Below are 20,113 nucleotides of genomic sequence, written 5' to 3' on the forward strand. Positions count from 1 at the left end.
CAGGAGAAACCATGTCCACGACAACGACGGCGGCCGTGGTCGAGTCCGCCGGTTCCGGGTTCGCGCTCACCGAGGTCACGCTGGACGACCTCCGCCCCGACGAGGTCCGCGTGCGGGTCGTCGCCGCCGGCATCTGCCACACCGACCTCGGCGTGGCGGGCGGGCACCTGCCGTTCCCGCTGCCCGGCGTGCTCGGCCACGAGGGCGCCGGAATCGTCGAGGAGGTCGGCTCCGCGGTCACCAAGGTGGCCGCGGGCGACCAGGTGCTGCTGAGCTACACCTCCTGCGGCCGCTGCCCGAACTGCCGCGACGGCCACCCCGCCTACTGCGACACCTGGCTGCCGTCGAACCTCCTCGGCGGCGAACGAGCCGACGGGACGTCGCCGATCTCCCGCGACGGCGTCCCGCTCGGCGGCCACTTCTTCGGGCAGTCGAGCTTCGCCCACCACGCCGTCGTCGACGAACGCAGCGTGGTGAAGGCCCCCGCCGACGCACCGCTCGACCTGCTCGCCCCGCTCGGCTGCGGGGTCATGACCGGCGCCGGCGCGGTCTGGCACGTCCTCGCCCCGCGACCCGGCGCCACCCTCCTCGTCACCGGCGCGGGCGCGGTCGGCCTCTCGTCGGTCATGGCGGCCCGGCTCACCCCGGCCACCCGGATCATCGTGGCCGACCGCGTGCCGTCGCGGCTGGCACTCGCGACCGAGCTCGGCGCCACCCACACCATCGACACCACCCAGACCGACCTCGGCGAGGCGATCGCGAAGTTCACGTCGGACCGCGGTGTCGACGGCGTCGTGGAGACCACCGGCAACGCCGACGTGCTCGGCGTCGCGATCTCCTCGCTCGCGCCCCGCGGCACCGCGGTGATCGTCGGCGCGCCCGCGTTCGGCACCCACGTGCCGGTCAACGTGAACTTCATGCTGTCCGGCCGCAACGTCGCCGGGCTCACCATGGGTGACGCCGAGACGCAGGCGCTGATCCCGGTGCTCGTGGAGCTCGTCGCCGCGGGCAGGATGCCGATCGACCGGCTGATCACCCACTACGAGTTCGGGCAGATCCAGCAGGCGGTCGACGACGCGCTGGCGGGCGTGACGATCAAACCCGTGCTGCGGCTGGGGTGAGACGACGATGATCGGACCGGCCAACCCCGGTGTCGGCAGCTGGCCGGCCCGGCGCGCGCGCATCTCCCCTGACCGCACCGCACTCGTGCAGGCAGGCCGGACGCTGACTTACTCCGAGCTCGCACACCGCGTCGACCGGCTGGCGGCGGTGCTGGCCGGACTGGGCGTGCGCCGCGGTGACCGGGTCGCCTACCTCGGGGTCAACGACATCAACGTGTTCGAGACCCTGTTCGCGACCGCGCTGTGCGGGGCGATCTTCGTGCCGCTGAACTACCGGCTGTCCGGCACGGAGATCGGGTACATGCTCGCCGACAGCGGCGCGTCCCTGCTCGTGCACAGCGCCGACGCCGACGAGCTCGTCGCGTCGGCCGGACCGCTGCCTCCGGTGTTGCGGACCGCGGACTTCGACGTACAGCTCGCCGGTGAACGTCCCACGGCCGAAGTTCTGCTCGACGACCCGTGTCTGCTGCTGTACACCTCCGGCACGACCGGGAAACCGAAGGCCGCGGTGCTCACGCACGCCAACCTGACCTGGAACACGATCAACCAGCTCGCCCACTTCGACGTCCTGAGCACCGATCGGGCGCTGTGCATCGCACCGTTGTTCCACTGCGTCGGCCTCGGCCAGATCACGCTGCCGACGTTGTTCAAGGGCGGCAGTGTCGAGCCGGTCGCCAGGTTCGATCCGGGGGTCGTCCTCGCCCGGATCGAGCAGGCGCGGATCACCGGGTTCTCCGCGGTGCCGACGATGTTGCAGATGATGTGCCAGGACCCGGCCTGGGACACGACCGACCTCAGCTCGCTGACCTGCGTGCTCTACGGCGGATCACCGGTGCAGGAACGCGTCGCGCGGGCGTGGCTCGACCGCGGCGTCCGGCTGTTGCAGGGATACGGCATGACCGAGGCCTCCCCCGGCGTGTCGATGGCCACCCACGACGGCACGCTGGGCCACCCCGTCTCGGCTGGGGTGGCGCACTTCTTCACCGACATCGCCGCACTCGGCCAGGACGACGTCGTCACGCTCGGAGCGCAGCCAGCCGAGCTGCTCGTCCGCGGCCCGAACGTGTTCAGCGGCTACTGGAACCGTCCGCAGGAGAGCCGTGACGCCTTCGTCGCCGGCGAGTGGTTCCGCACCGGCGACGTGGTCAGGGTCGACGACGATGGCTGGGCCCACGTCGTGGACCGGGTCAAGGACCTGATCATCTCCGGCGGCGAGAACGTCTACCCCGCCGAGATCGAGGCCGTCATCGCGCAGGTGGACGAGGTCGAGTCGTGCGCGGTGGTCGGTGTGCCCGACGAGCGCTGGGGCGAGGCCGGCGTCGCCTACGTCGTCACCCGCGCCGAACTCGGCGAGACCGCGCTGCGAGAGCACCTCGAAGCGAACCTCGCCCGCTACAAAGTACCCAAGCACGTGGTCTTCGTGGACACGTTGCCGCGCAACGCCACCGGCAAGGTCCGCCGCGTCGAGCTGCGCGCGCGAGCCGCCGTCACCTTCGCCCCTGCCTGAACCCTCGTTCGTCCACAATGGAGTCACGCGGCGAGGTGCTGCTCAGCGCCTCGTCTCGTACCTGGTCAGCACCACGCCGCCGGGAAACGTCCGCGTCTCCACCAGGTTCAGGCTCACCCAGCTGTCCAGCGCGGCGAAGAACGGCGTGCCGCCGCCGACCAGGTGTGGATGGGTGACCACCAGGTACTCGTCGATCAACCCGGCCCGCATCACCGCCCCGGCGAGCGTCGCACCCCCGATCTTCATCGGGCCGCCGTCCCCGGCCTTCAGCCGCTCGATCTCGGCGACCGCGTCCCCGGTGACCAGGCGGGCGTTCCAGCCGACCTCGCCGAGCGTCGAGGAGAACACCACCTTCGGCGTGTCCCGCCAGTTGCGTGCGAACTCGATCTGCGCCGGGGTCGCGTCGGGCTGCTCGTCGCCGGTCGGCCAGTAGGAGCTCATGATCTCCCACAGCTTGCGCCCGTACAGCGACGTGCCGGCGGCCAGCTCCTGGTCGAGCCACCACTGAAACAGCTCGTCGCTCGGCGGTCCCCCCCAGCCGATGTCGTCGCCGGCCGCGGCGACGTAGCCGTCCAGGGTCACGTTCATGCCGTAGACCAGTTTCCGCATGGCCCGAAGTTCAGCTGATCCACGACCGGCCCCGCAAGTCGGTGACGGTGACGTCGCGGGGGATGCCGAACGCGGTCAGCGACGTGCGGATCATCGGCCCCACCCCGGAGAGTTCGATGTGAACACCATTCCCGAGGGTGCGGCGCAGCAGCCTGACGAGCATGACCAGTTGCGAACCGGGGGCGGTGGGAGCGCCGGCCAGATCTATCGTGAGTTTCTCGATCGGGTGGCGATCTCGTTCATCGCCGGTCGTCGCCGCGCGCACCCTGGCGACGATGACCGACAGGTACTTGCCCAGCCGGCGAACCTCGTCCGGAGTGAGCCGCAGTCGATAGGTGCCACGCGGCGGGGCCTGAACGATGGTCGAAGACTCGGTCATCTGATGCCTCCTCGGTCACTGGTGCGCCGGCGGGATGACGGCGACGGGGCACTCCGCGTGGTAGATCAGCGACTGGCTGGTGGATCCGAGCAGCAGGCCGCGGAAACCTCCTCGGCCGCGCGTGCCGACGACCACCAGCTGTGCCGACGCGGACTGTCCGATCAGGGCGGGCGCCGGGCCGTCGCGGCTGAGCAGCTGCCGCACCGGCACGTCGGGAAAGGCCTGAGCGCAGGTGGCCACCTGCTCGGTCAGCAGCCGTCGTTCCTCGGCCTCGATCGCTTCGACGCTCGCGGCGATCAGCACGGTGAGCCGTGTCGCGTCGACCAGGGCGTCGCGCCAGGCGCGCACGACGAGCACGGGTGCTCCCCGGAGTGCGGCGGTCTCGAACGCGAACTTCAGCGCCGCGTCGCTGGCGGCGGAACCGTCGACGCCGACCACGATCGGCGCGTCCTCAGGGCGGTCGACTTGCGCTTCACGCACCACGACCACAGGGCACTGGGCGTGTGTGCTGACCGCTACCGCGATCGACCCCACGAGGAGACCGGTGAAACCGCCCAGTCCGCGCGAGCCCAGGACCACGAGCTCGGCGGCGGCCGACCGTCCGATCAGTTGCTCGGCCGCGCCGCCGGTCACCAGTTCGGTGCTCATCTCGACCTGCGGCGCCACGACTTCGGCCGAAGCCTCCGCCGTGGCCAGCCACCGGCGGCCCTGGTCGCGGACCGCTTCGCCGAACTCCGCGGTCGACACGGCCACCTGTGGCGCGTGCACGGGAACAGGCTCGCAGGCGTGCACGATCACCAGCCGGGTGCCTCGCCGGGCGGCCTCCGCAGCGGCCCAGCGTGCCGCGTGGATCGCCGAGGGGGATCCGTCCACTCCTACGACGATCGGCTTGGTCGCGGTCATACGGCGGTTTCCTGGACGATCTGGCCTGCGGTGCGCACGCCAGACCACCTCATGACCTCCGCGGGAAGGTCGAGGAACTCCACGACGGCGGCGTTGGCGTAGCTGCCCCATTCGCTCTGCGGGAGCATCCACATGATCTCGAACTGGTTGCCGTCCGGGTCCATGCCGTAGACGCTCTTGGTGGCTCCGTGGCTGGACTCACCCGTGCGGGCGCCGGCCTCGGTCAGCCGCCGGCGGAACTCGGCGAGCTCGTCGATCGTGTCCACCTGCCAGGCGAGGTGGTAGAGGCCGACCCGGCGCTGCCCGGGTCCAGCAGCCTGATCACCGGCGAACAGCCCGAGATCGTGGTGGTTGCCGGAGCGGGGCAGCCTCAGGAACACCGCGTTGACCCCGGCCTCTCGAGCGACGAGTTCCATGCCGAACACCTCGGTGTAGAACCGCTCGGCTCGTTCGAGGTCGGCGACGAACAACACGGCGTGGTTGAGACGGACCGGGGACATCATGGCGCTGGCGCCTTTCTCGTGGACGGGATCGGTGAAGCGGTGGGTTCAGGCGGTGGGCTCGGCGAGCTTCCAGCCGCTCTGCCACGACCAGCCGTCGCGGGCGTTGAGGGTGATGTTCAGGAACGCCATCTCCTCCAGCGCGCGGGCCATGCGCAGGCCACCCGCGTCGATCGGACGGAATCCCAGCGATGCCAACAGTTGCTGCACGGTGGCTTTGGCCGTCTCGTCGTCACCGGCGTAGAAGCCCTCCAGCTGCTGATCGCCCTCACCGGGGTTGCCCAGGCGGGAGGCGAAGATGGTGTTGAAAGCCTTCACAAGCTTCAGCCCGGGCTTGGCGGCGGCCAACTGCTCGGCCTGGTTGATGCCGCTCGTCGTCAGGTCGCTGAAGGTGTCGTTGAGCGGGTTGGTCGCGTCCACGACGACCGCGTCGACGTCACCGAGCTCGCCCAGCACATCGGCGGCGGCAGCGGCGGGAACCGCCAGTACGACGACGTCGGCACCCTGCGCGGCCGCCGAGACGGTGGAGACCGCCTGGGCACCGGCGACGCTCTCGGCCGCCTTCACCGCGTTCGCCTCGTGAGCGGCGGCGATGGTGACGTCGTGCCCGGCCGCGGCGACGGCCGCCGCAAGCCCACTGCCCACGTTGCCTGCACCGATGATCGCGATTCGCATCTGAAGCTCCTCTCGAAAGTTCAACCTTGAACTAATCATAGCTGATTTACTTCAAGCTTCAAGTAAACCGGAGCGTGACTCCGAACTCACCGAGTCTGCGCGGTCCGCTACCAGTTGGCAGGCGGATCGCTGGCCGGAAACGAGCCGTGGCCCCAGATCTCGACCAGGTCGGTGCTCGCCGTGCCCGGCGCCGACGGCGGTGGCGCCGGACACGGCAGCGAACGGAGACCGCACGACGTCTCGCGTTCGCGGTCACTGAGCACGACGCACCTGCCCGTACGGCACCGCGTTCACCAGAGTGACGGCGACCATGGCGCCGCTGGGTGTCCGGTAGGTGCGCTGTTCCCCTCGGCGAGCGCCGTTGACCGCCGCTCCCAGCGGCGAGTCCGGCGAGTAGACCTCGATCGTGCCGTGTTCCGCGCCGCGCGCGCCGAGCAGGAACGTCTCGGTCTCGCCGGTGTCGTCGAAGCGAACGGTCAGCACCATGCCGGGTTCGGCGACGCCGTCGTCCGGAGGGTCCTCGCCCACCACCGCGTTGGTGAGGAGGTCGTTGATCTGACGGATGCGCGCCTCTCGTTCCCGCTGAGAGGCGAAATCCACATCGCCGCGCGTTGGCGCGAGCAAGGTCGTCAGTTCGTTGCGGAGCCGGTGGTGCGCCTGCGGTGTCAGCCACACGCGTGGCGTCGTGCTCGTCATGATGCCTCCGTGGCAGGAATAGGTGCCGTCAGGGCGGCCTGGGGGAGGTGCCGCCCTGACGGCGGGGGCGTCCGTGCAGGCCGGGTTCGGTCGGCCCGGCGACCCGCACGGACAGGAAGGTGGTCAGCGGTGACGGCGCAGGATCGCCTCGAAGTCGTGGGCGTAGCCGGTGGCCACGCTCATGAGGATGTCGCGCTGCACGCGGAGGAAGTCGTTCTCCTTGCGCAGCCAGGCGAGTTCGGCCCGCTCTCCGTCGGTCAACGGCGGATCGGTGTGCTCGGCTTCCACGTGGCGCTCACCTGAGCGGGTCGAACTCGCGCAGCGCGGCGGGCTGCTTGCCGGTGGTGATCTGCTCCGCCAGCAACCGTCCGGTGACCGGACCCTGCGCCAGGCCCCACATGCCGTGACCGCCGGCCACGTACACGCCTGGAGTGCGGGTCGCGCCGATCAGCGCGCGACCGTCCGGAGTGAACGGGCGCGGACCCACCCAGACATCGGTGCGGTCCTCCCACCAGACACCGTCCAGCAGCGGCCGGGCGGAGGCGATGATCGCGTCCACTCGCGCCTGGTCCAGCGGCGCGTCCGGATCGCGGAACTCCATCGTGCCCGCCACCCGCAGACCGCCTTGGTAGGGCGTGCAGGCAACGCGCGCTTCCGGCAGGTAGATCGGGCCGTGCAGCGGTTTGCGCACGGGCACGGTGAACGAGTACCCGCGCCCGGCCCGAACCGGGGTGCGGACACCCGCCCGTGCCGCGAGCCCCGGCAGCCAGGCGCCGGTGGCGACGACCGCCACGTCGGCGGAGATCTCGTTGCCGTCCTTGGCTTTCACGGTGACACCGGCGTTGTTGGCGCGGACGTCGACGACCTCGAACGGACGGATCGTGGCACCGCGGGCGACCACGGCGCGGCCCAGCGCCTGGACGAAGCCGCCGGGGTCTGCGAAGCGCTGCCCGTCAATGCGCACACCAGCCGTGAGCGCGGACGACGCCAGCGGAACCTGTTCCCTCAGGTCCGCAGTGGACAGTCGCACGTGCGCCACCGGTTGTCCCGTCGCCGCAAGCCGTTCCAGCTCCCGCAGGAGTGTCTCCGCTTGTCTGGCGGACGTGAAGGCCGCGGTGATCGGGGCGTCGACGGTGGGCGCCTCGACACCGTTGGCGGTGAGCACGTCGTAGGCTTCGATGCTCTCCTCGTTGAGAGGGATGTTCGCCTTCGCCACCCTCGTCCAGGACGACCAGCGGCAGTGGGCCGCGAAGCGCGTCAGGAACGACCAGAGCTTCGGGTCCGCGGTCAGCGGGATGTGCAGTGGCGCGGCCCGGTCGAACAGGGACCGCAGTCCGTAGCGCAGCACCGCCGGTTCGTTCAGCGGGATCGCCAGCCCTGGTGCGATCCACCCGGCGTTGCCCCAGGACGCGCCGGCCGCGACGCCGGTCCGGTCGACCACCGTCACCTCAACACCGCGCTCCTGCAGGAACCACGCCGTGGACAGGCCCACCACGCCCGCACCGGCCACCACCGCTGAGCGCGGACCGCCGTCAAGGCGCTCGACGCCGTCCATCCCTGCCTCCTGTCATCGCTTGTCCCGATTCCAGGATGCGGCGGGCACCTCACCGACCGCTTGTCCGCTTCCTACAATTACAGCTCAGCGATTGTCGGTTTCCGACACCGTCGCCGCGAGGTCGATCATCATCGCGACCCGCTTGGCGGCGTCGTCCAGACCGAGGCTGGTCACCTCGCTCATCTTCCGCAGCCGGTTGCGCACGGTGTTGCCGTGGACGCCGAGCCGCTCACCGGCCACGGCCAGATCGCCCTGCGCCTCGAGCCACGCCCGCAGCGTCGCGACGTAGTCGGTGCCGTGTTCGCCGTCGTGCCTGCGCAGGTCGGCCACGGGCCCGCGAGCGGACGCGCGGCCGACCCGTGCGGCAGAACGCAGGCGCTGCAGCAGGATCTCGTCCCACGACTCGTCGTACGCGGGTGCGGCCGTGTCCCCAGCGCGCATCTCGTGCAGTGCCAGGCATTCGTCCGCCTCCTGCCGGGCGGCCGGCAGGTCCGCGGGCTCGGCGACCGCGCTGATCCCCGCCGACATGGTGACGTTCTCGGGTAGTGCCGTTCGGAGAGCCGCGAGCCAGTCCCGCGCCGCGTCGACCTCGTCCCCCGGCAGGACCGTGTAGATGCTGTTGCCGGCCAGCGCACTGCGTCCCGGCCGTGACCAGCCGAACCCGGTGGTCGCCTGTTCGAACGCCAGCAACACGGCCGCGTGCCGCTCCTCCCCCACGTGCGCGCGAACCGCGACCACCCTGGCTGGCCCCGGCGGCAACCCCAGCTGGCTGATCACCGTCGCGGCGTCCGCCGTGCCCTCCAGCAGCCGGATCACCCACTCCGACTCCACCTGGCGTTCCAGATCGGCGCTGGCCCGCAGCCGCAGCAGGTGCAGCGCCACGATCCGGGCACCATCGGTCAACGCGGTGCGCCGCGTGCCTTCCAGCGCGTCCGGGCACGCCACCCAGACCGCCCCCAGCAGCTCCCGGCCCACCCGGACCGCGACCACCATCCGCCCGGTCAGGCCGCGCGTCGGTTCTCCAGGGACGAAAAGCGGCTCGTCGGACGCCAGCAGATGCGCCCGCACGCCCGCCGCGTCGAACAACTCGCGCACCCACGCGGGCACCTGGCGGCCCATGATGGTCTCCAGCCGTGCCGCGTCGGCCTCCTGCTGCGGGCCCGAATAGGCCAGCACGCGCGACAACTGGTCCTCGATGGTCACCGCGCCACCGGTGGCGGCGGCGAGACTGTCGGCCAGCGCGAACAGATCCGTGGGACCGCGCCCCGACTCGGTCTCCCGGCCCTCCAGTACGAGGCCGTAGACGACCCCCGCCAGCTGGCTCCACGACAGGGCCGGGTCCGCCAGCATCACCGCCACCCCCTCGGCCTCCCCCACCGCGACGGCGTCCGCCAGGATCTCCTCACCGCCGCGAACGAGCACGACGACCGCACGCGCCGACACCGCCGCCCGCACGGCCTCGGCCACCGACCCGGCCGCGACGGCGAGATAGACGTCGCCCACCTCGGCGCGATCATCGGTGACGTCCCGCAGCACCACACCGCGCAGCTCAGCCGACCGCGGCACCGGACAGCAGCACAACCGGACCCCGTACCCACCCAGCACGTTGACCAGCCGGTCCAGCCTCACCATGAACGAACTCCCTGTCCCACCGCTGCCGCCACCGTAGAGGCCGAGGCCACGCGGAGCACCTTCGGCAGCCGGTCCAGAAAACGTCCTAGCCTTCATGTAGACGTGACGCGTCCGGCTCCGACGTCTCCAGCGAGGGATGGCCGTCCGGGCGCATCCACGAGATCGAGGAGCCGATGGTGAAGTACGTGATCCTGATCCACTCCAACCCGCAGCCCTGGGGACACCCGACCGCTGACTACCTGCCCGACTACCAGGACATGCCGCGGGCCGAGCGGGACCGGCTGAACTCCGAGTTCGAGAAGATGCTCGGCGAACTGCACGAGAAGGGTGAGCTGATCACCGGCGAGGCGCTGGGAGCGCCCGAGTCGTCGCGGCTCTACCGCTGGGCGGACGGGAAGCCGCTGGTCACCGACGGCCCGTATTCGGAAGCCAAGGAGCACCTGGCCGGGTTCTTCATGATCGACGTGGAGGACCAGGCCCGCGCGGAGGAGATCGCGGCACGCTTCTCCGGTCCGGGCGAGACCGTCGAACTGCGGCCCGCCATGTGGGCCGGCGGTCCCGCCTGATGCAGTCGCGGGTGGTCGAGGACGTCTGGCGGCGCGAGTCGCCCCACGTCCTCGCCGCCCTGCTGCGCAGGTACGGCGACCTCGGCGACTGCGAGGACGCCGCCCAGGAAGCGGCCGAGGCGGCGGCAGCGCAGTGGGAACGGGACGGCGTGCCCGACAGTCCCCGTGGCTGGCTCATCCGGGTCGCCTCGCGGCGGCTGATCGACCGGTTCCGCGCCGACAGCGCTCGGGCGGGACGTGAGGAGGCCGTGGCCGTCACCCAGCCCGGCGACGCCCATCTCGCGCCGCCGGCCGACCATGCGCACGAGGGCGACGACACCCTGCGGTTGCTGCTCCTGTGCTGTCACCCCAGTCTGAGCCGGTCCTCACAGGTCGCACTGACGCTGCACGCCGTCGCCGGGCTGGGCACGGCCCAGATCGCCGCCGCGTACCTGGTACCGGAACGCACGATGACGCAACGCCTGACCAGGGCGCGATCGACCCTGCGGGCGGCAGGTGCGGTGTTCGAGCTCCCGACCGAGGCCGAGCTGCCCCCGCGCATCGCTGCGGTGCTCGACGTGTGCCATCTCCTGTTCACCGAGGGACACACCCGCTCGACAGGTGACGCGCTGGTCGACTCGACCCTCGCCGAGGAAGCCATCCGCCTCACCAGACAGCTGCACGCGGCCATCCCCGACCACGACGAGGTCGCGGGCGCCTTGGCCCTGATGCTGCTCACCCACGCCCGCGCGGCCGCACGAACCGACGGCGGCAACCTGGTGCCGCTGGCCGAACAGGACCGTTCACGATGGGATCAGCGGCAGATCGCGGAAGGAGTGCGCATCCTGGAGCGGGTGCTCCCGCGCGGGCACGTCGGCAGGTTCCAGCTCCAGGCCGCGGTCGCCGCCGTGCACGCGGAAGCCGCCACCTGGGAAAGCACCGACTGGCAGCAGATCAGCGTGCTGTACGCGATGCTCGCCCGCGTGGCACCCGGCCCGGTCGTGACGCTCAACCGAGCGGTCGCGGTCGGGATGGCGCACGGTCCACAGGACGGCTTGGCACTCGTCCAGCCGTTGCTCGACGATCCCGCGATGCGTCGGCACCACCGCACCCACGCCGTGCGCGCCCACCTGCTGGAGATGGCCGGCGACCTGGCCGGTGCCCTCGACAGCTACCGCCAGGCCGCCCGGCTCACCACGAGCCAGCCCGAGCAGCGCTACCTCAACACCCGGATCCGCCACCTCGACCCGAGCTGACCTACTCGTCTTCCTCCAAGAACTCCGGATCCTCAGGTTCCTCGACGAATTCCAGACCGCTTTCGAGAGCGAGCGTCTCACGGCGCTCGTTCTCCCAGTCGTTCCAACGGCGTTCGCGGCGTTCGCGTTCCTTGTCGATCCAGTCCTTGCCCTCCGCGGCGACCGACTCGAGGATCCGCAGCGCGCTGGTCACGCCCGAGTTCTCCAGCGCCAGCTCGGCCAGCTTCTTCTTGTCCTCCACCGCGGTGTCGACGAGTCCCTCGAAGTTCTCCATCACCACGGTGATCTCGTCGTCGTTGACCTGGCTGAGCCGGAACGCCTTGCTGCGCACGTAGTTGTCCGTCGCCTCGGACACCTCGACGCCGTCGTCGCCGAACACCAGCACCTGCCGTTCCTCGCCGGCGAACCTGATTCCGACCTCGAGCACCTGCGCGGAGGCGAGCGAGGTGTAGCTGAAAGCGTTGCGGTACTCGTTGCGCAGCGCGCCGTTCTCGAAGTCGAGCTCGATCTCCACCTCGCGAACCCCGTTGTCGGTCAACAGGAACACCTTCACCACGTACGCCGAGTAGCGCGGGGCGCCGTGCAACACCCTGGCGCGCTTGGCCTGCGGCGCTCCCTCGGTGAGCAGGACGTGGGCGATGATGTCCCGGTTGCTCAGGCCGCAGTGGTCCAGCGCGACGCTCTTGATGTAGGACTTGTCGAAGTCCAGCCACCGGGCGATCTCCGCGTCGGTCGGCCGATCGGCGAGCGACGCCACGTGCTCCTCGTAGACCACCCGCTGTTCGGCGACCAGCCGCTCGTTGTCCGCGCGTTCTGCCTGGGCGGCCATCCGGTCTCCGGTGATCTTGATGGCGTTGCCCACGCCGAGGCAGCCGAGTGCGACGGTTCCCGCGAGCAGGGCGATTCCGGAGAACGACAGCTCCGGCACCAGCGCCACGACGGTGCTCGCCGCGGCCAGGCCACCGAGCACGCCGAGCGCGTCGTTGACCACCTCCATCGGGCGCACCTTCCGGAAGGCGTACAACGACTGCTCGCCCCACTGCCGCGCGACCTGCTCGGCGTGCCAGCGGATCAGCCAGTTCAGGGCGGCCGGCTGGATCTCGCGCCGCTGCTTGCGGCCGGCGCCCTCCTTGGCCCGCGCTTCGTTGATCTTGTCCATGAGCGTCGAATCGCCGAGATCGGCCACCCGCACCCCGTAGGTGCGGACCAGCCGGTAGAGCAGACCCCGCCGCACCTTCTCCATCTCGTCGTCGATGCGCTCGTGGCCCATCGCCTTGAGCGGCACGTCCTTCCACACCTTCCAGTCCTGGAACGTGTCGCGGATCTGCCGCTCGACGGCGACCCGGAACGACCGCTTGCTGAACCGTTCGACGTCGGTCAGGTGGTCCGGCCGGCAGGACTCCTGGCCGAGCTCGAACGCCAGCCGGGCTCGCAGCCGGGACGTGGCGACCGTTCGGGAGCCGCACCACCAGACGACCAGACCGCTCGCCACCAGGCCGCCGAGCCACCACAGCGCGGCGGGGACGAGCTCGGCACCGAGCAACCCGGCGCCACCCGCGAACCCCGCCAGGCCGGTCAGTCCCGCACCCCAGACGCTCGCGGGCAGGTGGCCGTTGAAGTACGGCAGCATCAGCTTGGGCTCGACCGGATCCGCCTGGAAGAACTTCTTCGCGCGTTTCTTGCGCTCGTCGGCGATCCGGCCCTCCGTCACCAGGCCGGCGTTGATCCGGTCCATCTGGTCCTGCACCGCGCCGTTGAGCAACGTGGCGAGGTGCCGGGTGATCTCGATGCGCCGGGGCAGCGACAACGTCTGCAGCGAGGCGAACACCGCCTTCGACCCGCTCGCCCCCTGCTCCTGCACGCCGACGGACCTGACCAGCTCGCCGATCACGACCAGTGCGTCGTGCCACTGGTCGCGCTCGTGCCGCTGGGTGATCTTCACCGCCAGGTCGAAGTGGTCGAGCTCCTTGCTGCCCAGCTGGTTCACCGAACGTTCGCTGAACACGGAAAGCGCGTAGTAGTACGCGATCTCGGTCGACTCCAGGCCGTCGCGCAACACCTGACCGATCATGTCCTCGGCGATCCGCGGTGAGCCGCCGTCGAGGTGGTTGAGCGCGACCTGGTAGCGGTTCTTCGGGGTGTCCTCGCCGATGACCTGGTAGATCGTCTCGTGGTTGTGGAACACCGCGTCGCCCTGGACGACACCGCCCTGGATCACGTTCTTGGCGTTGCCGCTGAACTCGTTGCGCTCCCCCTGCCGGGCCATCACGGCCTCCCTCTCGGGTCGGTCGGGTCAGGCGTCCCTGCCTAAGTGAACGTCGCCGTTCACCACGCCGCCCTGGATGACATTGTGTGCTGTTCCGGTGAAGACGTTCTCGACCCGCAGCCCGCGGGGCGGAGGGTCGCCGGTGTCCTCCAGCTCGGCGATGACGGCCGCGGCGAACCCGGCGGCGTTGCGGGCCGCGGTCCGCTGCGAGCCGGCGCGGTCGGCGATCTGCTTGCGTCCGTCGGAGTGGTCGCTGATGGCCCGGATCGTCATGGTGGGCGCCCTGTTCAGGTGTGCCGCGTGCGCGACACCGGCGCTCTCCATCTCGATCGCGACCGCGTCGTTGTAGTGCGTGCGCAGCATGTCCGCGAGCACGGACTTCTCGGCGTCCTTGACGATCTCGCCCGCCGCGATCGGGTAGAAGTGCACCGGCGGCCACGTCCCCGTCATCGCGACGTGCCGCGCGATCTGCTCGATGTGGTGCGGTGCCTCGAAGGCACGCGGCCGCGCGTTGAAGCCGTCCGGGCCGTCGTATCCGCCGTGGTAGGCGTAGACCTTGGTGGCCACCACGATGTCGCCGAGGCCCAGCGACGCCTTCAGGGCTCCCGCGACGCCGACGAACAGCACGAGGTCCGGCTCGAACTCGGCGATCGCGCGTTCGGTGATGGTGGCGGCCATCGTGTTGCCCTTGCCGATCAGGGCGATCGCCACCCGCCTGCCGTTGATGGTCCCGACTTCGAACCACGTGCCCGCGGGGTGCACGTGCCTGCGCACGTCCGTCAGGTGTTCCCGGACAGCGGTGTACTCCAGCTCCAGCGCGGTGAGTATCACGACCATGCCGAGGAACAGTAACTTATTGTCGAAGTGACAACAACCGGCCGAACGGATTACCGGGGGCGAGACATCGGGGGAAGCAACAGCTCGGCCTCGCCCGCGCGGTAGAGCGCGGCCGGGCGGCCGTTGCCCGTCGACCGCTTCTCCCCGGTCGGCTCGATGAACCCGTCCGCGTCGGTGACCTTGCGGTGGAAGTTCGGCTTGTCGAGCGCGAAACCCCACACCGCCTCGTAGACCGCGCGCAGCTCGGCGATGGTGAACTCGGTGCCGCAGAACGCGGTCGCGACCGTGGTGCTCTGCAGCTTGTCCCGCGCCTGCTCCACCGCGTCGCGCAGGATCACGTCGTGGTCGAAGGCCAGTCCGGCGGCCTCGTCGACGGGCACCCACCGGGCGGCCCGCGCGTCACCGCCCGCGACCGGCACCGGCAGGTCCGGCGCGATCGCCAGATAGGCGCAGGTGACCACCCGAGGCGTGCGCGGGTCGCGGTCCGGCTCCGAGTAGACGCCGACCTGCTCCAGGTGCAGCGTCGCAGGATCCACTCCGGTCTCTTCGGCCAGCTCGCGCGCCGCCGTTTCGTCCAGCGACTCACGTCCGCGCACGAACCCGCCGGGCAGGGCGAGCTTGCCGCGGAACGGCTCGTTGGCGCGCTCGACCAGCAACACGTGCAGCACGCCGCCCCTGATCGTGAGAATGACCAGGTCAGCGGTCATCGTGAGACGAAGTCGAATCTTGGACACCCCGACAGACTACTTCATGTCAAGCTGACAGGAAGTGCTATCCACAGTGGACCCGAGATGTCTCACGACGGCCGGGACCGCCGGCTCGTGCCGACGGTTCCGGTCGCTGATCGCCGACGGTCAGACCGCCGAGATCGTCCACTGGTTGTTGGTGCTGCCGTTGGGAGTCCAGAGGATCACCGTGGAACCGGAGGTGGCGTTGCCGGCGCCGTCCAGCGCGGTTCCGGTGCCGCGGTTGATGATCTGGTAGCGGCCGTTGCCGACGTGGGTGAGGCGCCACTGCTGGTTGACGCCGCCGTTCCAGGTGTTCTGCACCGCGCCGGCGCCGTTGGCGGTGGCTCCGTTGCTGTCGGCCACCATCCCGTTGGTGCGGTTGACGAGCCGGTGGTAGCCGCCACCCGCGTCGACCAGCTGCCACTGGAGGTTCGGGCTGCCGTCCCAGGTCCACTGCTTGACGATCGAGCCCGCCGGGACGCTGCCGCCCCCGTCGAGGGCGAGGTTGCTGGTGACGTTGGAGATCCTGGCCCAGCCGGTGGGCAGCGGGGCCGCGCCCAGTGCGGGGATCTGGCCGGAGAAGGTCAGTTTCACCACGAACGCGGGCGCGCTGAACGGCGCGCCGGACGACGGCATGGCGATGTGCAGGCCGGAGCCGTCCTGGGTGCGGCCGGGCAGGTTGATGTAGGTGCCGGCGCTGGATCCGAGCAGCTGCACCGAGGTCAGCGTGCCGAGGTTGATCCGCGTGGACGACAGCGTGGTGATGTTCAGGGTGCTGCCGGGCCAGCCGAGCACGGTGGCGTAGAGGACCGTGCCCGCCTTGTTGCGGGTGAAGCGGATGTCGGTGTTCGTCCCGGCGCGGGGCGTGGTGAAGGACCCGCCGCCCATCTTGGTCGGCCCCTCCCCGTACGCGGCCCAGGCGCGGGTGGCGTAGATCGACTCACCGAAGCGCTTGAGGTAGTCGCCCATGCCGAGCAGGATCGTGCGTTGTCCGCTCGGGATCGTCCCGTCGGCCATCGGTGCGATGTTGAGAACCATGTTGCCGTTCTTGCTCACCCGGTCGATCAGCGAGTGCAGCATGGCCTCGAGCGAGTAGTAGCCGATGCCGACGGTGTAGCACCAGCTGGAGCTGGAGATGCTGTCGTCGGTCAGCCAGTACGGGTTTTGGATGTCGGCGGGGCCGCCGCGTTCGAAGTCGAAGACCTCGCCCCTGTTGTTGAAGCCGTCCTTGTAGGTGGCGACGACTTCCTTGTCCCACGCCACGGCCTTGTTGTAGTAGTACGCCAGGAACTTCAGCCGCTGCGCTTCGTCCACAGCGGACAGGTTGAAGTCCTGCCACAGGATGTCGGGCTGGAAGCCGTCGACGATCTCCTTGAGCTTGTCGTACCAGAGTTGGTTCTCCGCGGCCGGGCCGAGCTGTCCGTAGAGCTTCTTCACCGTGGCGGTGGACTGCGTGGGCACGTGGTCGTAGAAGCCGGTGAAGTTGTACGCGTGATGCATTGCCACCAACAGCTTCATGCCCTTGGCCCGGATCGCGTCGGCGTGCAACCGCACGAGATCCAGCCGAGGTCCCCTCGCGGCGGAGTTCCACTCGTTGACGGAGCTGTTCCACATCGAGAACCCGTCGTGGTGCTCGGCGACCGGCCCCGCGTACTTCGCGCCGGCGTCGGCGAACAGCTGCGCCCACTCGTTCGGGTCGAAGTTGCCGCCCGCCGACTTGAGCTTCGGGGCGAACTGGACGTAGTTGCCGTTCCTGTCCCGCGCTCCGTCGATGAAGTTGTGGTACGGCCAGGAAGACGGCTCGCCGAACACGCTCTTGTGGTGGGTGTTCGCCGCGGAGCCGTCGATGTGCATGTTGCGCGGGTACCACTCGTTGTCGTACGCCGGGACGCTGAAGACACCCCAGTGGAAGTAGATGCCGAACTTCGCGTCCTGGAACCACTCCGGCGCCGGTGGGTGCTGGTCCACCGATGCCCAGGTCGGCGAGTAACTGGTCGGTCCCGGAATCGCGGCACCGGCCGGGTGGGACCGCAGCACGTCGAAGGTGCCGCAGAGAGCGGTCGCCGCTCCGGCAGCCCCTAACGCGCTGAGGAAGGTACGGCGGTTGTGCGGGGCTGACGTCATGAGGTTCCTCTCGATCGGCGCGGTAACCGCAACACGCGAGACATCAGACGTTAAAGCCAGGAAACCTCGGAGGTCAACGCTCAGCTCTTCACCGCCGAGCCGCGTCGACGCCCAGGGACGTGAGCCGAAATCTGCGCGCAGATCTCGTTCAGCCACAAGATTTATCGCCGTTAGTGATCACGCATCGACGGGCTGACCTTCACCGTTCGACGACTGGATCTTTGAGCCGATCGACTGACATCGACCAGGATTCATCTGATGTATCGAGGCTCAGGTGCTCGAGAGAATCGCGCGCAGCCATGCTTCCGAGGTGTTGACGTGGACCATGGCGGTGGACTGCGCGAGCAGCTGGTCGCGCGCGAGCAGTGCGCGGTAGATCGCCTCGTGCTCGGCGAGCGTGATGTGCGAGGCGTTGCCCTCGATGAGGCCGCGCCACACCCGTGCCCGGACGGTCCGGGTGGACAACCCTTCCAGTACGGAGGCGAGCGTCTCGTTGCCGGTCGCGGCGACGACGGTCCGGTGGAAGGCCGTGTCGTACTGGATCAGCAGTTCGGCGTCGTCCTGGGCTTCCCGCATGTCGTCGAGGATCTTGGCAAGGGCGTCGAGGTCGTCCGAGGACATGCGGACCGCCGCCAGACCGGTGGCCATCGGTTCCAGCAGGCGGCGGATCTCCATGACCTCCAGCAGCGTGTCGTCGCGCAGCAGTTCCACCGCGAGGCCGAGCCCTTCGAGCAGCAGGCGTGGTCCGAGACTCGTGACGTACGTGCCGTCACCCCGGCGCACGTCGAGCACGCGTGCCGCCTCCAGCACCTTGACCGCTTCGCGAACGCCGCTGCGGGACAGCCCGATCTGAGCGGCCAGCTGGGGTTCGGGTGGCAGGCGCGCACCGGGCGGCAGCTCGCCGGACCGGATCATCGCCCGGATCTTCGTGATCGCCTCGTCGGTCAGTGCCATGCCGGCCTTTCGCTGCACCTCGCCAGGCGGACACCTTATCTTCGAGAAACAACGAGCCGCCGAATCGAGCCGATCGAGGCGACGGTCGAGCACATCGGCTCAACCCGGCCGTCAGGTGGCGGGGACGACCCAGCCGGTCGACGGATGGCGCGCGGGGGCGCGCACCGGCCAGGGTGATCATTCTTGCCCCGGCCAGCACGGGAGATCCGGCTTGATCTCGCTACCCACCGTCCAGCAGATCCTCGACCTGGACGGCGTGCGCCGGGGCAAGCCCGCAGTTCTCGCCGGCGTGGAGAACCTCGGCCGGACCGTGCGGTGGGTGCACGTGGCGGGCGAACCGCGGTCCGGGGAGCTCCTTCTCGTCCTGAACTCCGCTGTGCCGCAGGACAGTGCGCGATGGCTCGAAAGCATGGCCGCGCGTGGCGTTGCGGGCGTCGTGGTCCAGCTCGACCAGTGCACCGACGCGCTTCCGGACGCGATGGTGCACGCGGCACAACGGCTGGGGCTACCGCTGGTGCAGTTGCATTACGTTCAGGTGGCTGAGGTGACCGAGGCGGCCCTCGCACTCGTGGCCGCCGGGCAGCTCGCCGAGTCGCGCCTGCTCGAGGAGATCCACCAGCGTTTCACCGAGCTCGCGCGGGCAGATGCCGGCGCCGCGGCCGTGGTGTCCCAGGCGGCGGCCCTGGCCCGGTGCCCGGTGGTGCTGGAGAACACCGCGCGCCAGGTCATCGCGTTCGAACCGGCGGACGCGGATCCGGAAGTCGTCAACGGCTGGGAGTCGCTGTCCAGGCAGATCGTCGCAAGTGGACAGACCGGCTACGACACCAGGACGGGATGGCTCGTCACCAGTGTCGGCACCGGCACGGTGCAGTGGGGGCGGCTGCTCGTCAAATGCTCCGAACCGGCCACGACGCTCGTGGTTCTCGCCGAACGGGCAGCCGGCGTGATCGCTCTGGATCTGCTGGCGCACAAGGACGAGGACGTCCGGCTGCGGGCCCAGCACACGCTGTTGACGTCGTTGCTGACCGGTGACCTTCTCGCCGCGGAGTTCGCCTCTCGCGCGCGGGCACTGGGGGTTCCGCTGGATCGGTCGGTCATGGTCGCCGTGGTCCTCCGCGGCCGGTCTCCTCGTGACCTGGCGGGCAGGATCAGCGACATCCTGCGGGAGCTGACCGGCCTGCAGGCAGCCCTCGACGACGTCTCGCTCGGCATCCTGCTGGCTCTCCGGCCGGACGACGACGTGCACTCCTGCCTGGCCCGGCTGGCCACGGCAGTGCGGCAACGGGCACCGGTGATCATCGCGGCGAGCGAGCCGGTGACGTCGGCGCAGGAGGTGCGCAAGGCCCTCGCGGAGGCACACCAGGTGGCGGAGGCCGCAGGTCGCGGTCGCTGGGGCGTGCCGTACGTGAAACTGTGCGATCTCGGACTGCACGGGTTGATGTACCTCCTGCGCGACGACCCGCGCGTGCAGGCTCACGTCGAACGGGAGCTGGGCCCGCTGCTCTCCCCCGGCCACGCCGACCTCGTGGCCACCTTGCGGGCCTATGTGGACAGTGGCGGCAACAAGACCGACGCCGCCGCGGCCACGAACCTGTCCAGACAGGCGCTGTACGACCGGCTCAAGCGAGTCGGTCAGCTCCTGGACGCGGACCTGGACTCGCCCCGAGTCCGGGCGTCATTGCACGCCGCCCTCTCCGCCCACGACGCAATCGCACCACCCTGACAAAGTGTCCATTCGACGATGATCTCTCACCGGATTGTCAATGTTTCAACGACGGTGAACCATTTCGCACTCCGACTCGTACTCCCCGGCAGAGCGCAGTCGG

20 protein-coding genes are annotated in these 20,113 nt (G+C 69.8%); 5 read left to right on the forward strand and 15 right to left on the reverse strand.

The features are described from left to right. Window positions 1–11: 11 nt before the first annotated feature. The gene (locus tag ABZ345_RS06260) at window positions 12–1,121 is read left to right on the forward strand and encodes an NAD(P)-dependent alcohol dehydrogenase (protein ID WP_359843537.1); all 1,110 of its coding nucleotides are present in this window, start codon (window positions 12–14) and stop codon (window positions 1,119–1,121) included. A 7-nt stretch (window positions 1,122–1,128) separates the two neighbouring features. Continuing rightward, window positions 1,129–2,628: a long-chain fatty acid--CoA ligase gene (locus ABZ345_RS06265; RefSeq protein ID WP_359843539.1), complete on the forward strand. Its 1,500-nt coding sequence runs from the start codon at window positions 1,129–1,131 to the stop codon at window positions 2,626–2,628. A gap of 42 nt (window positions 2,629–2,670) precedes the next feature. On the opposite strand, the gene ABZ345_RS06270 is transcribed toward ABZ345_RS06265, so the two are convergent. The 10 genes from ABZ345_RS06270 to ABZ345_RS06315 all read right to left on the reverse strand — a co-directional run bounded on the left by ABZ345_RS06270 (window position 2,671) and on the right by ABZ345_RS06315 (window position 9,577). Further along, complete coding sequence (locus ABZ345_RS06270) at window positions 2,671–3,237, reverse strand: dihydrofolate reductase family protein (RefSeq protein ID WP_359843541.1); 567 nt, start codon at window positions 3,235–3,237, stop codon at window positions 2,671–2,673. Between the two features lie 10 nt (window positions 3,238–3,247). Further along, window positions 3,248–3,616 carry a hypothetical protein gene (locus tag ABZ345_RS06275; protein WP_359843543.1) on the reverse strand — a complete coding sequence of 123 codons (369 nt, stop codon included), beginning with the start codon at window positions 3,614–3,616 and terminating at the stop codon, window positions 3,248–3,250. Between the two features lie 15 nt (window positions 3,617–3,631). Beyond that, complete coding sequence (locus ABZ345_RS06280) at window positions 3,632–4,519, reverse strand: universal stress protein (protein WP_359843545.1); 888 nt, start codon at window positions 4,517–4,519, stop codon at window positions 3,632–3,634. Beyond that, window positions 4,516–5,022, reverse strand: a complete 507-nt coding sequence (locus ABZ345_RS06285; protein WP_359843547.1) for a VOC family protein — start codon at window positions 5,020–5,022, stop codon at window positions 4,516–4,518. The genes ABZ345_RS06280 and ABZ345_RS06285 overlap by 4 nt, the downstream gene beginning before the upstream one ends. Window positions 5,023–5,067: 45 nt before the next feature. After that, entirely contained in the window at window positions 5,068–5,694 is a 627-nt protein-coding gene (locus ABZ345_RS06290) for an NAD(P)-binding domain-containing protein (protein ID WP_359843549.1), read from the reverse strand. Window positions 5,695–5,801: 107 nt separating this feature from the next. Further along, entirely contained in the window at window positions 5,802–5,957 is a 156-nt protein-coding gene (locus tag ABZ345_RS06295; protein ID WP_359843551.1) for a hypothetical protein, read from the reverse strand. Beyond that, window positions 5,947–6,390, reverse strand: coding sequence for a GreA/GreB family elongation factor (locus ABZ345_RS06300; RefSeq protein WP_359843553.1), 444 nt, complete (start codon window positions 6,388–6,390; stop codon window positions 5,947–5,949). Before ABZ345_RS06300 ends, ABZ345_RS06295 begins: the two co-directional genes overlap by 11 nt. Window positions 6,391–6,513: 123 nt before the next feature. Next, window positions 6,514–6,678 (reverse strand): hypothetical protein, encoded by a 165-nt coding sequence (locus ABZ345_RS06305; protein WP_359843554.1) that lies wholly within the window; start codon window positions 6,676–6,678, stop codon window positions 6,514–6,516. 7 nt (window positions 6,679–6,685) lie between these two features. Continuing rightward, window positions 6,686–7,945 (reverse strand): FAD-binding oxidoreductase, encoded by a 1,260-nt coding sequence (locus ABZ345_RS06310; protein WP_359843556.1) that lies wholly within the window; start codon window positions 7,943–7,945, stop codon window positions 6,686–6,688. Between the two features lie 84 nt (window positions 7,946–8,029). After that, a complete protein-coding gene (locus ABZ345_RS06315) occupies window positions 8,030–9,577 on the reverse strand; it encodes a helix-turn-helix domain-containing protein (RefSeq protein ID WP_359843558.1) in 1,548 nt (515 codons plus the stop codon). A gap of 176 nt (window positions 9,578–9,753) precedes the next feature. On the opposite strand from ABZ345_RS06315, the gene ABZ345_RS06320 reads away from it, so the two are divergent. Both ABZ345_RS06320 and ABZ345_RS06325 read left to right on the forward strand, forming a co-directional pair. Beyond that, window positions 9,754–10,143: a YciI family protein gene (locus ABZ345_RS06320; RefSeq protein WP_359843560.1), complete on the forward strand. Its 390-nt coding sequence runs from the start codon at window positions 9,754–9,756 to the stop codon at window positions 10,141–10,143. Continuing rightward, complete coding sequence (locus ABZ345_RS06325; protein ID WP_359843562.1) at window positions 10,143–11,378, forward strand: DUF6596 domain-containing protein; 1,236 nt, start codon at window positions 10,143–10,145, stop codon at window positions 11,376–11,378. The genes ABZ345_RS06320 and ABZ345_RS06325 overlap by 1 nt, the downstream gene beginning before the upstream one ends. A 1-nt stretch (window position 11,379) precedes the next feature. On the opposite strand, the gene ABZ345_RS06330 is transcribed toward ABZ345_RS06325, so the two are convergent. From ABZ345_RS06330 to ABZ345_RS06350, 5 genes are all read right to left on the reverse strand, one after another. Continuing rightward, a complete protein-coding gene (locus tag ABZ345_RS06330) occupies window positions 11,380–13,644 on the reverse strand; it encodes a hypothetical protein (protein ID WP_359843564.1) in 2,265 nt (754 codons plus the stop codon). Between the two features lie 27 nt (window positions 13,645–13,671). Beyond that, a complete protein-coding gene (locus tag ABZ345_RS06335) occupies window positions 13,672–14,481 on the reverse strand; it encodes a 5'-methylthioadenosine/S-adenosylhomocysteine nucleosidase (RefSeq protein WP_359843566.1) in 810 nt (269 codons plus the stop codon). 50 nt (window positions 14,482–14,531) lie between these two features. Further along, window positions 14,532–15,188 carry an NUDIX domain-containing protein gene (locus ABZ345_RS06340; RefSeq protein WP_359843852.1) on the reverse strand — a complete coding sequence of 219 codons (657 nt, stop codon included), beginning with the start codon at window positions 15,186–15,188 and terminating at the stop codon, window positions 14,532–14,534. Window positions 15,189–15,335: 147 nt separating this feature from the next. Beyond that, window positions 15,336–17,333: an alpha-L-fucosidase gene (locus tag ABZ345_RS06345; RefSeq protein WP_359843567.1), complete on the reverse strand. Its 1,998-nt coding sequence runs from the start codon at window positions 17,331–17,333 to the stop codon at window positions 15,336–15,338. Window positions 17,334–17,603: 270 nt separating this feature from the next. Then, a complete protein-coding gene (locus tag ABZ345_RS06350; RefSeq protein ID WP_359843569.1) occupies window positions 17,604–18,305 on the reverse strand; it encodes a FadR/GntR family transcriptional regulator in 702 nt (233 codons plus the stop codon). 193 nt (window positions 18,306–18,498) lie between these two features. Between ABZ345_RS06350 and ABZ345_RS06355 the strand changes: the two genes are divergently transcribed. Continuing rightward, a complete protein-coding gene (locus ABZ345_RS06355; protein ID WP_359843571.1) occupies window positions 18,499–20,010 on the forward strand; it encodes a PucR family transcriptional regulator ligand-binding domain-containing protein in 1,512 nt (503 codons plus the stop codon). Window positions 20,011–20,113: the final 103 nt, after the last annotated feature.

The sequence above is a fragment of the Lentzea sp. NPDC005914 genome (assembly GCF_040629405.1).
In the GTDB taxonomy this organism is placed as follows: domain Bacteria; phylum Actinomycetota; class Actinomycetes; order Mycobacteriales; family Pseudonocardiaceae; genus Lentzea.

What these genes read in the sequence shown, in the direction of transcription:
- ABZ345_RS06345 (WP_359843567.1), bottom strand. Translation starts at nt 17,333, where the DNA reads ATGACGTCAGCCCCGCACAACCGCCGTACCTTCCTCAGCGCGTTAGGG.
- ABZ345_RS06265 (WP_359843539.1), top strand. Translation starts at nt 1,129, where the DNA reads ATGATCGGACCGGCCAACCCCGGTGTCGGCAGCTGGCCGGCCCGGCGC.
- ABZ345_RS06310 (WP_359843556.1), bottom strand. Translation starts at nt 7,945, where the DNA reads ATGGACGGCGTCGAGCGCCTTGACGGCGGTCCGCGCTCAGCGGTGGTG.
- ABZ345_RS06335 (WP_359843566.1), bottom strand. Translation starts at nt 14,481, where the DNA reads ATGGTCGTGATACTCACCGCGCTGGAGCTGGAGTACACCGCTGTCCGG.
- ABZ345_RS06315 (WP_359843558.1), bottom strand. Translation starts at nt 9,577, where the DNA reads ATGGTGAGGCTGGACCGGCTGGTCAACGTGCTGGGTGGGTACGGGGTC.
- ABZ345_RS06280 (WP_359843545.1), bottom strand. Translation starts at nt 4,519, where the DNA reads ATGACCGCGACCAAGCCGATCGTCGTAGGAGTGGACGGATCCCCCTCG.
- ABZ345_RS06285 (WP_359843547.1), bottom strand. Translation starts at nt 5,022, where the DNA reads ATGATGTCCCCGGTCCGTCTCAACCACGCCGTGTTGTTCGTCGCCGAC.
- ABZ345_RS06300 (WP_359843553.1), bottom strand. Translation starts at nt 6,390, where the DNA reads ATGACGAGCACGACGCCACGCGTGTGGCTGACACCGCAGGCGCACCAC.
- ABZ345_RS06325 (WP_359843562.1), top strand. Translation starts at nt 10,143, where the DNA reads ATGCAGTCGCGGGTGGTCGAGGACGTCTGGCGGCGCGAGTCGCCCCAC.
- ABZ345_RS06275 (WP_359843543.1), bottom strand. Translation starts at nt 3,616, where the DNA reads ATGACCGAGTCTTCGACCATCGTTCAGGCCCCGCCGCGTGGCACCTAT.
- ABZ345_RS06340 (WP_359843852.1), bottom strand. Translation starts at nt 15,188, where the DNA reads ATGACCGCTGACCTGGTCATTCTCACGATCAGGGGCGGCGTGCTGCAC.
- ABZ345_RS06290 (WP_359843549.1), bottom strand. Translation starts at nt 5,694, where the DNA reads ATGCGAATCGCGATCATCGGTGCAGGCAACGTGGGCAGTGGGCTTGCG.
- ABZ345_RS06270 (WP_359843541.1), bottom strand. Translation starts at nt 3,237, where the DNA reads ATGCGGAAACTGGTCTACGGCATGAACGTGACCCTGGACGGCTACGTC.
- ABZ345_RS06260 (WP_359843537.1), top strand. Translation starts at nt 12, where the DNA reads ATGTCCACGACAACGACGGCGGCCGTGGTCGAGTCCGCCGGTTCCGGG.
- ABZ345_RS06330 (WP_359843564.1), bottom strand. Translation starts at nt 13,644, where the DNA reads ATGGCCCGGCAGGGGGAGCGCAACGAGTTCAGCGGCAACGCCAAGAAC.